The organism is Lactiplantibacillus fabifermentans DSM 21115 (assembly GCF_000498955.2).
Lineage (GTDB): Bacteria > Bacillota > Bacilli > Lactobacillales > Lactobacillaceae > Lactiplantibacillus > Lactiplantibacillus fabifermentans.
In genome coordinates this window covers 33511-49033 of the sequence record NZ_AYGX02000144.1, presented here as the reverse complement: position 1 = coordinate 49033, position 15523 = coordinate 33511, and the positions used below count along the sequence as shown (strand labels likewise).

Sequence of the window (15523 nt, the reverse complement as noted above, 5' to 3'; positions counted from 1 at the left end):
GACTCCTTTGAGATAATTATAGCGAACAAGTTGTCCGTAATTACATCATAAGAGCCCTTTGCGCTTGCCAGGCTCACTGTACAACCAAACACTCTTAGCGTTTTTACGCGTGTAGAGATAGGAAGATTGAACTGATTTGTTGGAAACGGGCCAGTACCCAGAATAAGGGGTAATCCAATTTGGTTTACTGCTACCATTCATGACCCAGAAATAGTGACTGTTGTGGGCATAGCCTTTCTTTTGGATAATCCAATCATAACTGACCGCGTGATTGGTCGTGATGACGGTACCACGTTTTAAAATTGCAGTTTTGACGCTGTAGTTTTTGTAGTGGGGGTACTGTACCTTTATCTTCCGGATACGCGTATCTTTGGTCACAATAACTTTGCGGGGCTTGGCCCACCATGAGTAGCCGTGACTAGTGCTGGTCGGAATAGTTTTTGAAACATCTTGTTTGCGGACGTAGATGTACTCGTTACCATTGTCAGTCACTTTAATCCACGGATTGCTGTTGGGATTTTTGGTTTTAAAAACGGTGCCGCGGGCGGATGAAATGACTGAGTATTCATCTTTATGTTTGGAATAAACTTCAATGAAGCTATTCGTGGCGTATACTTCAGTCGTTTTGGCGTTCGCGAAAATTTCGGTAACTAGCATGCCTGAGGTCATACTTAATAGGCAAGTGAGTAATATTCTTTTCAATTTGTTTCCTCCAAAGCTTTATAAATTAAATGACATAAAAATGTGTTGCCAACAGTCTGAAACTTGTTTTCTTGTTCATTAAATTAATCCCCTTTGTATCCTTTTGAAACAATTTTAATTAAACCATACGATAAAAGTTATTACAATTAGTGCCAAATTAATTATGAAGTATAATAAAGACAGTAATAATGGCTAGCGGATGAGGTAGCCAGAAAGGAGGCAGTATGGTGAAAAAACGACCATCAAAACCGAATGACGACCGCTTTGAGTCGCTTAATCAATTGCGTGAAGCCCTCGAAATGTTTTTAGAAATCCGAATCCTGATTAATAACGTTGAATGGTACATTGGTACACCACAGGGCCCAAGAATTATTGCCAGCGGGGACTTTGATTATACCTTTCCAACCGATGATGCCGATGCGGTACTTGACTATGTGGTTGATGGCAAGCACATCCGCGATCAGTGGCGCGATATTAGAATTATCGTGATGTGATTTGACGAGCAACTGTTAAGGAAAGTGAGCTCAGTGGACATTCAAGCGTATGATGATGTTATTTTGAAAGATGGTCGAACCGCGGGCATTGTTGAGATATTTGAAAGCACACATTTTTTAGCTGATGTAGGTGATGGCCCAACAACTTGGGAAACCATTGAAGTAACTTTAGCTGAGATTGAACGCGTTTGTCATCGTCCGGATAATCCGAACTTGACCGCTTAGCGATTCAAATTCGCTCCGACTGAAAGCAGATGATATAATGGATTTTATTGATTTAACACCAATTGACTTACAACATACGCCGTTAGGTACCCGCAATCAGTTGCCGAAGTTACATGACCGGCAACTCGATTGGAATAAATTGGCGGCGTTGATTCATGATAATCAGGATGTCATTGCCGTCGTGCAAGCGGGGCTAGCGGAAGATTGGTTAAACACGCATGGGACGATTTGGGATGAAAAGTTGGGTTATTATCGGTATCCAAACGATAACCGAGAATTTGATGATACGGTTTTCTGGGCGGCGTCTACTTGGGCGACCCCCGCAATTCTGGTCACGTTTCATAACGAACTCACCAAGTCGTTTGCGTGCTACACATCCGGTGACGACCCGGACTTTCATTATCTAGGTCGAACGCCAAAAATAGAATAGTTGTAAGTAACAAAATGGAGGGAATAAGCATGCAAGTCGGGATTGATAAATTACACTTTGCGACGTCACATTTGTATGTCGACATGGCTGAATTGGCGAATGCCCGTGATGAAGCACCGGATAAATATTTGATTGGGATTGGCCAGTCCAAAATGGCCGTGATTCCACCGAGTCAAGATGCCGTAACTTTAGCAGCCAATGCGGCTTATCCAATGTTGACGGCAGCTGATATTGCCGCCATCGACTTATTAGTCGTTGCCACGGAATCCGGTGTCGATAATTCTAAAGCGGCGGCGATTTATGTGGCGCAGTTGCTCGGATTGAATCGGCGCGTGCGGACCATTGAAATGAAGGAAGCTTGTTATGCGGCCACGGCCGGCGTCCAACTGGCCCAAGACCATGTGCGGGTGCATCCTGATAAAAAGGCGCTTGTGATTGGGACCGATATTGCGCGCTATGGCTTACACACCTCTGGTGAACCGACCCAAGGTGGCGGGGCGCTGGCCATGCTGATTAGCGCGAATCCCCAAGTTTTAGCGTTAGACACCAATTCGGTCATGCTGAGTCAAGATGTGATGGATTTTTGGCGACCGTTGTATCATACAACTGCGCTAGTGGATGGGAAATACTCATCAAACATTTATATCGACTATTTCCAAGATGTTTTCAAAGGTTATTTGGCGGAACAAGACATGTCGATTGCCGATTTCACGGCCCTGACATTCCACTTGCCGTATACTAAGATGGGTCTCAAAGCCTTGCGCAGTGTGTTACCATTAGCGACTATGGACCAACAAGCAGCGTTGTTGGCGCACTTTGAACATGCACGCCACTTTAATCGCCAAGTGGGTAATTTATACACGGGTTCATTATATTTGAGCTTGTTATCATTACTATTAACGGATGCCACGTTAAAACCCAATGATTTAATTGGACTATTTAGTTACGGTTCCGGTGCTGAAGGGGAATTTTATGCTGGCCGCTTACAACCTGCTTACCAGCAAGGTCTCGACTTAGGCTTGCCACAACGATTAGCTCGTCGGCAACGGGTGAGTGTCGCTGAATATGAACGGTTATTCAACGGGCAGTTAGCTTGGAATGATACTGACCAAGTCATTGACTACGCCGATGATCCGCATCGTTTTGTATTGACCGGTCAAAAGGCCGAACAACATCAATATTTAGATACGCAGGCATAATAAAAAGCTTCGCAGTCAAAAAGGCTGCGAAGCTTTTTATTACTTGAAATTGTTAGTAACAACTTTACCATCTTTGACGCTAATTAAGGTGGTATCCGTGGTACCGGGTTCTAATAAGCGAATCGTGTAACCACTAGCCAAGTTCTTCTTGAGTGAAGTAGATAAGGATTCTAAGTTATCCGTAATTGTGGTAATGGCTTTGGTGTTTTTTGACGGATACTTTTTAATGATTTTGAGTGACTTCACATATTTAGCATTGGTCGGCGTGACGGTGAAAGTCTTGCTGGTGCGGTCCAACGTGATCGTTCCCATATCTTTATAGTTGGTTTTGAGTTGTTTTAAGATGCTGTCTTCTTTTAACTTAGTGGTGGCAGCGGCTTTCTTTTGACTCCCTTCATTGAAGACGGCCGAAGAAGAATCAAGCTTGGCCGAACTGCTGCTAGCGCTTGTACTCGTCGCGGTCGACGAAGATTCACTGCTGGCAGTTTTGTTGAACGACCAAAATGGTAATTTATAAGTGGCAAAACCGGTGACGATTAAGCTGAGGACGGCGATGAATGTTAAGAACTTCCAGCCCCCACCAGTTTGCCGGGCGTACATGACGGAAAAAATGGCTAGTAAGAATACAATGAGGCCAATTATGGCAACAAATAACATGTGACCAACTCCTGATATTTAAATTCGTGTAATCATTATACCATTGAACTATTACGTGACTTCGTTAAACTTATTAAAAAACCATTGAGAATGCTAAAAGTCCACGGTTTGAAGGGTGGTTTAAAATCAATTGTCAATCGGCTAATTAACGTTGCTAAATCAACTTTATCAACCATTGTAACCGCTATCAAAAATAGATAAAAAGTGGCATCATTAGGGCAAACCTAATATCGGTTAGAATTAATAGTTAATGGGGGTCAGCGTTATGGAAACGGCGACAAAGATTGATGTTTTACGGCAGTTAGTAGCCATTAATTCGGTTAACGGCAATGAATTGGCCGTGGCGAATTACTTAAAAAAATTATTTGATGCAGCCGAGATTCAGTGTGATGTTTTTCCAGCGGGCATTGACCGGGCTAATCTGGTAGCTGAAATTGGCAGTGGGTCGCCGGTTTTGGCCGTTTCTGGTCATATGGACGTGGTTGCGGCTGAACGTCGTGATTGGCATAGCGCCCCCTTTACTTTAACGATCGAGGGGGATCGTCTGATCGGTCGGGGCGCCTGTGATATGAAGAGTGGGTTAGCCGCGTTAGTAATTGCGATGATTGAATTAAAGGAAGCCGGTACACCGTTACATGGGACGGTCCGGTTGTTGGCGACATTTGGGGAAGAGTTTGCCGAGAAAGGCGCCGCCGCATTAACGGCCGCCGGCTATATGCGCGACGTAACCGCGTTAATGATTGCGGAACCATCGGGCTATCGCATTTGTTATGGCCAAGCTGGGTCGATTGACATTACCTTGACAGCCAAAGGGCGGGCTGCCCATAGTTCGATGCCCAATTTGGGAAGTAATGCGGTCGACCAACTGTTGAGTGTGCTTTATCAAATCAAACAGCGGGTACAAGTCGTGGCAGCGGGGGCTTACAATCAAACGCTGAATACGGACACACTATTTAATATCGACGTTTTTCATGGTGGTGAACAAGTGAATACGATTCCAGATTTGGCGCAAGCCCAAGTAAATATGCGCACGATTCCCGAAGTCAGCAATGACGCGTTGATTCAGGTGTTCACGGACACGATTGACGAATTCAACCGGCAACACCAAAGCCATATTAAATTTAAGATTGAAATGTCATTGGAACCAATTGTTGGCGATCCACATTCGAAAATGATTCAGTTGATTCAAAAGATCGCGTTACCGTATTATCAACGGGCGCAATTCAGTCCGAAAGAAGCCCAACAAAATGACCAAATCGCCCAAGCGTTAGGGTTACCGGCCAATCGCCAAGCGATTCCAACGATGGGGGCTGCTGGTGGGACGGATGCGCGGCGATTTTTAGTCGATCATCCAATTGGGGCCGATTATAGTGTCTTTGGTCCCGGCAATTTGACGGCCCATCAAGGTGATGAGTATGTCTCGCAAGCCATGTATTTGGACTTCATCAATATCTATGAAGCGTTATTCCCGGCCTATTTGGCTGCAAAGTAACCAAAAGGTCCGTCCTCAACAAGCGAGAACGGACCTTTAATTGGTTAAAAGAGCATGTCACGGTATAAGCCAACGACTTTACCTAAGACCGATACTTGGTTCAAAATAATTGGCGCCATCGTATCATTTTCAGGTTGTAACCGATAGTGATCGGCTTCTTTGAAGAATCGTTTGCAGGTCGCTTCGTTTTCGTCAGTCATGGCGATAATGATATCCCCATTATCGGCGGATGATTGCCGGCGGACGATGACTTGGTCACCGTTTAAAATCCCGATATTGATCATACTTTCACCGCGAATGGTGAGCATGAACAAGTCACCGCCAAAAGATTCTAAGTCTTTTGGGATGGGGAAGTAGTCGGTGGCTTCTTGGACGGCTAAGATTGGTTGACCAGCCGCAACAGTCCCTAAGACGGGAATTTGATGTGGCCGGATTTCAACGCCTAACGCTTCAAAACCAGCGGGGGTAACTTCAATTGCCCGTGGTTTGGTGGGGTCTTTTTGAATCAATCCCTTTTTCTCTAAGCGGGAAATGTGCCCGTGGACTGTAGAAGTCGAAGACAAGTCAACGGCTTCACCAATTTCACGAACAGTTGGCGGATATCCTTTTTCATTGACGCGTTCATAAATAAAACGGAGAACGGCCATTTGTTTGCTTTCCGATGTTTTACTCATCTCGGCACCTCATTTATTTTTATTTATTAGTTGTTAAAGCAATTGTAGCATAGCTTTTTGTCGACTTCAAACAAATGTTCGGTTGACAAAGTCGGAAAATTGCATTAAGGTCAAAAATCGTGTATTCTATTCATGAAAATTGAAAGGAGCGCATTCATTGATTTCAAAAGAATTACTCGGCCGTATTAATGAGTTGGCGCATAAAGCCAAGGCAGAAGGCCTGACCGAACTAGAAGAACTCGAACGTAAAGATTTACGTCAAAAATATTTAAAAGAATTTCGTGCGGGTTTCCGCCAACAAGTCGAAATGTTACAAGTGTACGACAAGGATGGTAAGGAAGTTACCCCCGAAAAGGTCCGCCAAGTCCAACGTGACCGTGGCTTGCGTGACGATTAAATTAAGTCAGGAAGATTTGTCGAATGGCAAATTTTCCTTTTCTTTTACATTTATATTGTGTAGACTAGTTTAATGAAGACTGCAAAAAGGGAGGGAAATGACTGTGAGTACTGGTATTTGGATCTTAATCGTCGTATTAGGGGTCTTAGTTGGCTTAACTGGTGGTTTCTTTGGTGCCCGGCACTATATGCAAAACTACTTAAAGCAAAATCCACCGATTAGTGAAGAAATGTTACGCACTATGATGATGCAAATGGGTCAACGCCCATCCGAAAAGAAGTTACATCAAATGTTGAATTCGATGAAGGCGGCTTCTAAAGACAGCAAATAAGCCTAAATAAAAAACACGCCTTAGTTGGCGTGTTTTTTTTCGGCTGGATCAACATAATGAAAGTTCGGGTCAATGGCGGCATCTAAGTCGTCAAAAGCTTGTAGCATTTGCGTTTCAATTTGTTTTTGGCCAGCATTGTCGAGTTTTAATTTGCGGTCCACATAGATGGGATCGCCAAAACGAACGGTGACACGTTTACGACTAAAGAGCCGCTTAAACGTTAACGGGCCTTGATAAACCGTGGGCACAAGTGGAACGCCCGCCATTTTTGCAATGACCGTCGCGCCACCTTTTAATTCTTGGGAATGGCGCGTACCGGATGGAAACATAATTAATGAGAGGTTTCCTTTGCGCAAAAATTTAACCGGCGTCTTAATCGCGGATGGCCCCGGATGGGCACGATCAACCGGAAAAGCATTGGCGTGCGTTAAAATAAAGCTTAAAACGGGATTTTTAAAAAGTTCTTGTTTGGCCATAAAGCTGAATTGCATCGGGCTGCCAGCTAGCGCATAAAAGATGGGGTCAAACCAAGTGCGATGGGGACCTACTAAAATGTAAGCACCCTTGGGTAGTTTTTCACGACCTTGGTAGTGGGCGTTACCATTAATGATGGCAATGATGACCCGCACTAAGCCGCGCATGAATCGATAAAACATCGCAAACTTCCTTTCGTCAAGTTACTGCACATAGTATGACGAAAATTTTAAAATTCTGCAAGTTAATTGTATGGTATGCTGACTAAGAACTTTTGAGAAAGTAGGAACGACCATTGACAGCAGTTACGTTACGCGCAGATGAGCGCATTGACCAATTATATAGTAAAGATATTCAAATTATTCAAAGCCCGACCGTCTTTTCGTTTTCATTAGATGCGGTCTTACTCGGGGCATTCGCGCAAGTGCCAAAGTCACGCAAAACGACCGCTGTGGATTTGTGTGCGGGTAATGGTGCCGTGGGATTGTTTGTCAGCAGTCAGACGAATGGTCAAATTACGGAAGTGGAATTGCAGCCGCGTTTGGCGGATATGGCGACTCGCAGTATTGCGCTAAATGATTTGACTGATAAAATGACGGTTTTAAATCAAGATTTACTCACGGTTACTGAGACGATTGCCAAAGATTCCGTGGACGTTGTCCTATGCAATCCACCGTATTTTAAAGACCAGCCCACCAGTCAAAAAAATCCTAATCCCCATTTGGCAATTGCGCGACATGAAATTTCGGCGAACTTAGATCAGATTTTAGCGGTGACGAGTGATTTACTAAAAATGAGCGGGAAGGCTTATTTTGTTCACCGGCCGGAACGCTTAGACGACTTGTTTGCCACGATGCGCGCCCATCGCTTAGCACCGAAGCGACTCCGGTTTGTCCATCCGAAAGCGGACCGTGAAGCTAATATGGTCTTAATTGAAATGATTAAAGATGGTAAGCCGAATGGCGTCCGGATTTTACCACCCGTCGTCGTGTATCAAGCGAACGGCGAGTATGGAGAAGAGGTGCACCAATTACTCTATGGCAACTAAAACGTACTACTTTTATGTCTTGCTTTGTGCGGATAACACCTTGTATGGTGGCTTTACGGACGACTTAGAACGGCGGTTAGCGACGCACAATGCCGGTAAGGGGGCTAAATACACCCGACCGGCGACGAGACGCCCATTAAAAATGATTTACCATGAAAGTTTTCCTGAAAAATCGGCCGCCTTAAAAGCTGAGTATGCCTTTAAACATCAGCCTCGCGCTGCCAAGCTAAAGTACTTGTCAGAACATAATGTGAAAATTTAGCAAAGTTTTCACATTTTGTCATTCTATTTCTGACATTTACTGTTATAATATTTAATGTATCAATATATAGGAGGAATTTCTGTAATGAAAATTATTGCATATGCTGTACGTGATGACGAACGTCCATTCTTCAAAACTTGGATGGAAGAACATCCCGATGTTGAAGTTAAGTTAGTTCCTGAATTACTTGACGAAAATACTGCCGAATTAGCTAAGGGCTTTGACGGTGCCGATGTATACCAACAAAAGGATTACACTGCTGCTGTTTTAAACAAGTTAGCTGACGAAGGTGTTAAGAACATCTCACTTCGTAACGTTGGTGTTGACAATGTCGACGTCCCAACTGTTAAGGAACGTGGGTTAAACATCTCTAACGTGCCTGCATACTCACCAAATGCGATTGCTGAATTATCAGTAACCCAATTGATGCAATTATTACGTCAAACTCCAATGTTCAACAAGAAGCTTGCTAAGCAAGACTTCCGTTGGGCTCCAAACATCGCTAAAGAATTAAACACGATGACGGTTGGGGTTGTTGGTACTGGTCGTATTGGCCGTGCCGCTATCGATATCTTCAAAGGCTTCGGTGCCAAGGTTATCGGTTACGATGTATACCGTAACGCTGAACTTGACAAAGAAGGTATGTACGTTGATACGTTGGACGAATTATACGCCCAATCAGACGTTATTACTTTACACGTTCCAGCTTTGAAGGATAACTACCACATGTTAAATGCTGAATCATTTGGCAAGATGAAAGATGGCGCCTACATCTTGAACTTTGCTCGTGGTACGCTCATCGATTCAGAAGACTTGATCAAGGCCTTAGACAGCGGCAAAGTTGCCGGTGCTGCCCTTGACACTTACGAATACGAAACTAAGATCTTTAACAAAGACCTTGAAGGTCAAACGATTGATGACAAGGTCTTCATGAACTTGTTCAACCGCGACAACGTTTTGATTACACCACATACTGCGTTCTACACGGAACCAGCTGTTCATAACATGGTGCACATCTCAATGGACAACAACAAACAATTCATCGAAACTGGTAAAGCTGACACGCAAGTTAAGTTTGACTAATTTCTCCTGAGTTATTCGGACGCACTCACTTCGGTGGGTGCGTTTTTTTTGTACATAGAGTGGGCTGGCTAACGGGTTGATACTGAGCATTAGCCGCATCCCCCGTTTGTCCGGCGGGCTTTGCTGGGCGAGCGGGGGATGTAGCTAAGCGCAGGTATCAGTTAGCCAGTCCACGTTTCAGCAAGTTTGCCAAGTAAACCAAAACCGTAAGTCCCCAGAGTTTGATGGCAGTTGTCGCCAGTCGCACTGAACAACGCCCGCCGTGGGGCAGACCTGACGCCAAAATGCGGTCGTCAGGGCGCTTTTACGCCCGACGATAACCCATGTCGGTCGCAAAAGTCGGCCCCAAATAATCGCTGGCACGGTTCGCCAGCAATTATTTGCGACACGGCGGGCGTTGTTCGGCGCGTCTGGCTTAGCAGGATTTAAGCTAACGAAAAGTTATGCGGAAGTAGAACTTGGACTCGAAGTTACTTGTTGGCCACATCAAATATCGGCGTGAACACCCCAACTATTTGTATCTATTTTATATAAGAAATTCCAAATGAAATCAATTTAAAGGAAGGTTACACATCACTTCTATTTAGAGCAATGACAAGAAATTGTATCTAACAACTGTTTATTTCATGTGGATACTGGCGTCGATGCAAACTTGAATGTCATATTTTAATGTCAAGCAAGACCAAAAAATGACTTGCTTGGATTTTTATGACGGTTATCGGATATTAAATGGGATTAGTGAGTGTAGGACGACTCAATGGTCGCGTTGTTCAAATGGTAAGTGTAATTAAGCAATGACATCCTGGAAGCAAGTTGAAGTGTGAACGTACCGATGTTGTTCTTAGTCGAGTGAGTTTCTCGGCTTAGAACAAGGACGTTTTTTGAGATTAGCGGTCTTGGCTGAGCTCAAAAACGAAGCAGGTGACCGTGCTTTTGCGCCAGCTGGTCCCGGTACGAGAAACATTTTAACTTGCTGGAGATCAACGTTCGAAGACGGTTTATTTTGGAATCAACAAAAAAGACGACTATCAATTAAGATAGTCGCCAACTACTGATTAAACCGCCGCTTGGGCGAGGGCTAACAGTAGGTCATTAAGTTCGTCTGGACTTTGGATGATTTGATCAGGAATCACGGTTGGTTGGCTTTGCATATTTTGGCGGTGATTGAACCAAAATGTTTGCCAGCCAGCGTGTTTAGCACTGGTCATATCTAACGCGGCGTTGTCGCCGACGTACGCGGCTTGATTGGCACGAATGCCAGCCTGATGGGCCCAAGTCGTGAAAATTGAGGGGTCTGGTTTGGCAATCCCCAATTCTTCGGAAATAAAAATATTGTCCGGGTGCACGTAACGCTGAATTTGCAATTGTTGCAATTTATGACGTTGCGTCGCAGTCGGCCCGTTGGTAATGATGCCGATTTCAAAACAATGACTGAGCTTTTCTAACGTGGTCCCGAGGCCTGGAAATAGTTCAATATTTGCCAAGGCTTTGTGATAAGCCATTTCGAATTGGATAGCCCAATCAGTTGTAATCGTCGTCGTGGTCAAGTCAGTCATGGCATGCCGTAGCCGCGCGGTTTGCCATGCTTCTAAACTAAGTTCATTAGTCGCAACTTGTTCAAAAGTGCGGTCATTGAAATCACGAAAACGTTTGAAAATTTGAGCCAATTCAGTGGGCGTAAACGGCAACTTGAAAGTTTGCTGAATCGCGGCGCTGAATGGTGATTTTTGATCGTAGAGGGTGTCATCTACGTCAAAAATGATGGCTTTGATCATGATTAGTTGAGCCTCCTATGCAAGATAGTATCTTATCACATTTTACAAAAATGACAAATTCTTGGTGAAAATTGTTGCAAGGGCGCGTGTTTTTCGGTATACTAATTTTCGGTGTTAAAACCAATTCACACCCGTTGTGATGGCTACGGTTGTGCTCGGGAGAGTTCCAGAGTCAGTTGAGCCGCGGGGAGGAATACAAAACAAATTTTTTGGAGGCACATTTATCATGGCTGTTATTTCTATGAAACAATTGCTTGAAGCCGGTGTCCATTTCGGTCACCAAACTCGTCGTTGGAATCCTAAGATGAAACCATACATCTTTACGGAACGGAACGGCATCTACATCATCGATTTACAAAAGACGGTTAAGATGATCGACTCAGCATACAACTTCGTTAAAGACGCTGCTGCTGACGACGGTGTTATCTTATTCGTTGGGACTAAGAAACAAGCCCAAGATTCAATCGAAGAAGAAGCTACCCGTGCAGGTCAATACTACGTTAACCATCGTTGGTTAGGTGGGACTTTGACTAACTGGAATACTATCCAAACTCGGATCAAGCGTCTTAAAGATTTGAAGAAGATGGAAGAAGACGGTACTTTCGATCGTTTGCCTAAGAAGGAAGTTTCATTACTTCAAAAGCAACGTGCCAAGCTTGAAAAGTTCTTGGGCGGTATCGAAGACATGCCTCGCATCCCAGACGTTATGTTTATCGTTGACCCTCGCAAGGAACAAATCGCGGTTAAGGAAGCTCAAAAGTTGAACATTCCAATCGTAGCGATGGTTGATACTAACACTGACCCAGATGATATCGACGTAATCATCCCATCAAACGATGACGCTATTCGTGCCGTTCGTTTGATCACTTCTAAGATGGCTGACGCTGTTATCGAAGGCCGTCAAGGTGAAGACGAAGATGTTACTGAAGACTCATTCAAAGACAACAAGGACGCTAAGAAGTCCGTTGATTCTTTGGAAGACATCGTTGAAGCCGTTGAAGGCGACAATGACGCTAAGTCTGACAAATAATTAATTCGAAATAATTAGGCTGTCTAAAAAATCGCGGACCTTATCGGCCTGATTTTGCGGGCAGCCTTTTATAAAAAACAAAGATACTCAAAGGAGAGTAAACTATGGCAAAGATTTCTGCAGCACAAGTTAAAGAACTCCGTGACAAAACCGGTGTTGGTATGATGGACGCTAAAAAAGCGTTAGTTGAAACTGAAGGCGACATGGAAAAAGCCGTTGACGTTTTACGCGAAAAAGGCGTTGCTAAAGCTGAAAAGAAGAGTGGCCGCGTTGCCGCTGAAGGTATGGCTGCGGTAGCTATCAAGGGTGACCATGCGGCCATCGTTGAAGTTAACTCAGAAACTGACTTCGTTGCTTCAAGTGACCCATTCAAAGCTTTAGTTGCTGAAATCGCTGATAAGATTGCTGAAGAAGCACCTGAATCAGTTGAAGCTGCCTTAGCATTGAAATCTGACAAAGGGACCGTTAACGATGACGTTATCGAAACCACGCAAGTGACTGGTGAAAAAGTTAGCTTACGTCGTTTCAAAGTTATCGAAAAGGGTGCGGACCAAAACTTTGGTTCATACATCCATAACGGTGGCCAAATTGGCGCTTTAGTTGTCTTGGACGGCGCTGACGAAGAAACTGCTAAAGATGTTGCGATGCACGTTGCTGCGATTAACCCAGAATACGTTAACCGTAACCAAGTGCCTGCTGAAACTTTAGCCCATGAAAAAGACGTTTTAGTTAAGGAAGCCTTAAACGAAGGCAAGCCTGAAAAAATCGTTGAAAAGATGGTTGAAGGCCGTTTGAACAAATGGCTCTCAGAAATCAGCTTGGACGACCAAGAATTCGTTAAGGATTCTGACCAAACGGTTTCACACTTTGTTGAATCAAAGGGTGGCAAGGTTAACACCTTTGTTCGCTTTGAAGTCGGCGAAGGTATCGAAAAGCAAACTGGTAATTTCGTAGACGAAATTATGAGCCAAATCAAAGACTAGTCGATCACTGATCTTTAAAGGGATTGCGACAAAACACTGTTTTGTGGTGATTCCTTTTTTTTGCAGAAATCTAGGGTGTGGGTATGATGCCAGCAGATGGTCTCGAACCTTATTTTGAAGTAGTTGGTTGTTGCCGCAGTTGACTGACCGTAATGCCATCGTCCTGGGACCGGTCCAAGCCTGAGAAGCGGTCTTGGACCTCGCTTTTGAGCCTGAAGCCCAAGTCTCAAAAGGCGTCCGTGGTGTAAACGGGCAAACAACGCCCGTTAATGCCACTTTCAGGACGATTCCATTACGGTCAGCCAACTGCTAAGTTACCACTCATTCTCAAAACAACGTTAAGTATATGAATTTGTGATGGAACATTTTCGATGTTGGTGGGTCCAATCTAAAACCAGCCAGTTGTACGGCGGCTTCCATTGCAACGGACTCACAACTGAATTGATTTTCCTTTAAGAAAATGTGGTATCGCTTCGGGGTAACCGCCAACATAGTGATTAATTGGTTTATCAGTGATATGGTTGGTCAGGTGTGCTAATTGCCAGGACTTGAACGTTCGTTTTTGTGTCAGACAATTAATTCAATTATTGCAACACAATGGTACTTGTTATATGCAATAGTCTGGTATCAAAGTAAAATGCGTGGACGTGGCTATTTTTATCTCAAAATATGCCACGCCACACGAGTGACATTAATTTTAGCCGGAAGCCGGTTGGAATTGCGCTGTGTCGATTCACTTAGTCGGTGTTTTGGGCCGACTTAGTGAATGGCCGACCTTGGTGACTTGCGGGTTGTGCAGGGCACCAAGTCGCCCTGAAGACCGCTCTTTGGCTTCAGGGCTGCTTCACAGCGCAGTTCCAACCGGCTGGAGGCGGCAACGAATCCCAACGCCAATGTGTAATGGTTATTAATAGTATGGTAGAATAGTACCAGATAATTTCGAGGAGGACGAAACGATGTCGGAAGTTAAATATAAACGTGTAATTCTTAAGTTAAGCGGCGAAGCTTTGGCCGGTGATAAAGGATTCGGGATCAACCCACCAGTTATTAAGACGGTGGCCGAAGAATTGAAGGACGTCTACGATATGGGCGTACAAATCGCTATTGTCGTTGGTGGCGGTAACATGTGGCGCGGTGAAGCTGGTGCCCAAATGGGTATGGAACGCGCCCAGGCCGATTACATCGGGATGTTAGCAACTATCATGAATGCCTTAGCCTTACAAGATAACTTGGAATCAATCGACGTGCCTACACGCGTGCAAACGTCAATTGAAATGCGTCAAATCGCTGAACCATATATTCGACGCAAAGCGATGCGGCATCTTGAAAAACGCCGGATTGTTATTTTTGCCGGTGGGACCGGTAGTCCATACTTCTCAACCGATACGACCGCTGCATTGCGGGCCGCTGAAATTAACGCCGATGCGATTTTAATGGCGAAAAATGGGGTTGATGGGGTTTACTCAGCCGACCCTAACAAGGATCCTAAGGCGGTTAAATTCGACCAATTGACCCATCTTGATATTATCAATAAAGGGTTACAAGTCATGGATACCACGGCTAGTTCATTATCTATGGATAATGATATTCCGGTTGTCGTATTCAACTTGAACGAACCTGGTAACATTCGTAAAGTCGTTGCCGGTGAACACATCGGTACAACTGTAAGGGGGAAATAACATGGCAGTGACAGAACCAATCTTAAAGAGTGCGCAAGATAAAATGGAAAAAGCCGAAGCCGCTTTGAGTCGCGAATTAGGTAACATTCGGGCCGGCCGCGCGAACGCTTCACTTTTAAACCGGATTTCCGCTGACTACTATGGTCAACCAACACCATTAAACCAAATGGCCGCAATTACCGTGCCCGAACCACGGGTCTTGATGGTGACGCCATTTGACAAGTCAGCTTTAAAAGAAATCGAAAAAGCAATCTTAGCTTCCGACTTAGGCATTAGCCCAGCCAACGACGGCTCCGCAATTCGGTTAGTAGTACCACAATTAACTGAAGAACGGCGTAAAGAGTTAGCTAAGGACGTTAAAGCTGAAGGTGAACGCGCCAAAGTTGCCGTCCGTAACGTGCGGCGTGACGCCATGGAAGCTTTGAAGAAGGGCCACAAAAATGGCGACTTCACTGATGACCAATTACATGAATTGGAAGATCAAGCCCAAAAGTTGACCAATGAAGCGGGTAAAGCCGTGGATGCCATCGTCGCTGATAAAGAAAAAGAAGTGCTCGAAGGCTAATAAAGCTTGCAGAATGATTAAGG

General features: G+C 44.5%; 19 protein-coding genes. 14 read left to right on the top strand and 5 right to left on the bottom strand.

Annotation, left to right across the window (positions count from 1 at the left end; genetic code table 11):
• Positions 1–45 precede the first annotated feature (45 nt).
• Positions 46–702: a hypothetical protein gene (locus DY78_RS12305; protein WP_156404129.1), complete on the bottom strand. Its 657-nt coding sequence runs from the start codon at positions 700–702 to the stop codon at positions 46–48.
• 227 nt (positions 703–929) lie between these two features.
• Here DY78_RS12305 and DY78_RS12300 point away from each other — a divergent pair, with 227 nt between their 5' ends.
• From DY78_RS12300 to DY78_RS12285, 4 genes are read left to right on the top strand one after another with little or no spacing between them, the layout of a single operon-like run.
• Positions 930–1196 (top strand): hypothetical protein, encoded by a 267-nt coding sequence (locus DY78_RS12300; protein WP_024625309.1) that lies wholly within the window; start codon positions 930–932, stop codon positions 1194–1196.
• 33 nt (positions 1197–1229) lie between these two features.
• The gene (locus DY78_RS12295) at positions 1230–1421 is read left to right on the top strand and encodes a hypothetical protein (protein WP_024625310.1); all 192 of its coding nucleotides are present in this window, start codon (positions 1230–1232) and stop codon (positions 1419–1421) included.
• A 37-nt stretch (positions 1422–1458) separates the two neighbouring features.
• A complete protein-coding gene (locus DY78_RS12290; RefSeq protein WP_024625311.1) occupies positions 1459–1851 on the top strand; it encodes a hypothetical protein in 393 nt (130 codons plus the stop codon).
• A gap of 29 nt (positions 1852–1880) precedes the next feature.
• Positions 1881–3050 (top strand): hydroxymethylglutaryl-CoA synthase, encoded by a 1170-nt coding sequence (locus DY78_RS12285; RefSeq protein ID WP_024625312.1) that lies wholly within the window; start codon positions 1881–1883, stop codon positions 3048–3050.
• A 39-nt stretch (positions 3051–3089) separates the two neighbouring features.
• On the opposite strand, the gene DY78_RS12280 is transcribed toward DY78_RS12285, so the two are convergent.
• Positions 3090–3707 carry a hypothetical protein gene (locus DY78_RS12280; protein WP_024625313.1) on the bottom strand — a complete coding sequence of 206 codons (618 nt, stop codon included), beginning with the start codon at positions 3705–3707 and terminating at the stop codon, positions 3090–3092.
• A 265-nt stretch (positions 3708–3972) separates the two neighbouring features.
• Here DY78_RS12280 and DY78_RS12275 point away from each other — a divergent pair, with 265 nt between their 5' ends.
• Complete coding sequence (locus DY78_RS12275) at positions 3973–5199, top strand: ArgE/DapE family deacylase (protein WP_024625314.1); 1227 nt, start codon at positions 3973–3975, stop codon at positions 5197–5199.
• 44 nt (positions 5200–5243) lie between these two features.
• Here DY78_RS12275 and lexA read toward each other — a convergent pair whose 3' ends face one another.
• Positions 5244–5873, bottom strand: coding sequence for a transcriptional repressor LexA (gene lexA, locus DY78_RS12270; protein WP_024625315.1), 630 nt, complete (start codon positions 5871–5873; stop codon positions 5244–5246).
• 157 nt (positions 5874–6030) lie between these two features.
• On the opposite strand from lexA, the gene DY78_RS12265 reads away from it, so the two are divergent.
• Positions 6031–6270, top strand: coding sequence for a DUF896 domain-containing protein (locus DY78_RS12265; protein WP_024625316.1), 240 nt, complete (start codon positions 6031–6033; stop codon positions 6268–6270).
• Positions 6271–6367: 97 nt separating this feature from the next.
• Entirely contained in the window at positions 6368–6601 is a 234-nt protein-coding gene (locus DY78_RS12260; protein ID WP_156093447.1) for a YneF family protein, read from the top strand.
• Between the two features lie 20 nt (positions 6602–6621).
• Here the strand turns inward: DY78_RS12260 and DY78_RS12255 are convergent, their stop codons facing one another.
• Positions 6622–7257, bottom strand: a complete 636-nt coding sequence (locus DY78_RS12255) for a lysophospholipid acyltransferase family protein (RefSeq protein WP_024625318.1) — start codon at positions 7255–7257, stop codon at positions 6622–6624.
• Positions 7258–7370: 113 nt separating this feature from the next.
• Here DY78_RS12255 and DY78_RS12250 point away from each other — a divergent pair, with 113 nt between their 5' ends.
• The 3 genes from DY78_RS12250 (at position 7371) to DY78_RS12240 (ending at position 9468) form a co-directional block, all read left to right on the top strand.
• Complete coding sequence (locus tag DY78_RS12250; protein WP_024625319.1) at positions 7371–8123, top strand: tRNA1(Val) (adenine(37)-N6)-methyltransferase; 753 nt, start codon at positions 7371–7373, stop codon at positions 8121–8123.
• Positions 8113–8385, top strand: coding sequence for a GIY-YIG nuclease family protein (locus tag DY78_RS12245; RefSeq protein ID WP_024625320.1), 273 nt, complete (start codon positions 8113–8115; stop codon positions 8383–8385). Before DY78_RS12250 ends, DY78_RS12245 begins: the two co-directional genes overlap by 11 nt.
• Before the next feature lie 84 nt (positions 8386–8469).
• Complete coding sequence (locus DY78_RS12240) at positions 8470–9468, top strand: D-2-hydroxyacid dehydrogenase (RefSeq protein WP_024625321.1); 999 nt, start codon at positions 8470–8472, stop codon at positions 9466–9468.
• Positions 9469–10523: 1055 nt separating this feature from the next.
• Here the strand turns inward: DY78_RS12240 and DY78_RS12235 are convergent.
• Positions 10524–11243, bottom strand: a complete 720-nt coding sequence (locus tag DY78_RS12235; RefSeq protein ID WP_024625322.1) for an HAD family hydrolase — start codon at positions 11241–11243, stop codon at positions 10524–10526.
• Positions 11244–11469: 226 nt separating this feature from the next.
• Between DY78_RS12235 and rpsB the strand changes: the two genes are divergently transcribed.
• The 4 genes from rpsB to frr all read left to right on the top strand — a co-directional run bounded on the left by rpsB (position 11470) and on the right by frr (position 15500).
• Positions 11470–12273, top strand: a complete 804-nt coding sequence (gene rpsB / locus DY78_RS12230) for a 30S ribosomal protein S2 (RefSeq protein WP_024625323.1) — start codon at positions 11470–11472, stop codon at positions 12271–12273.
• 104 nt (positions 12274–12377) lie between these two features.
• Positions 12378–13256: a translation elongation factor Ts gene (tsf, locus tag DY78_RS12225; RefSeq protein ID WP_024625324.1), complete on the top strand. Its 879-nt coding sequence runs from the start codon at positions 12378–12380 to the stop codon at positions 13254–13256.
• Positions 13257–14212: 956 nt separating this feature from the next.
• Complete coding sequence (pyrH, locus tag DY78_RS12220) at positions 14213–14935, top strand: UMP kinase (RefSeq protein WP_024625325.1); 723 nt, start codon at positions 14213–14215, stop codon at positions 14933–14935.
• A gap of 1 nt (position 14936) precedes the next feature.
• Positions 14937–15500: a ribosome recycling factor gene (frr, locus tag DY78_RS12215; RefSeq protein WP_024625326.1), complete on the top strand. Its 564-nt coding sequence runs from the start codon at positions 14937–14939 to the stop codon at positions 15498–15500.
• The last annotated feature ends 23 nt before the right edge of the window (positions 15501–15523 follow it).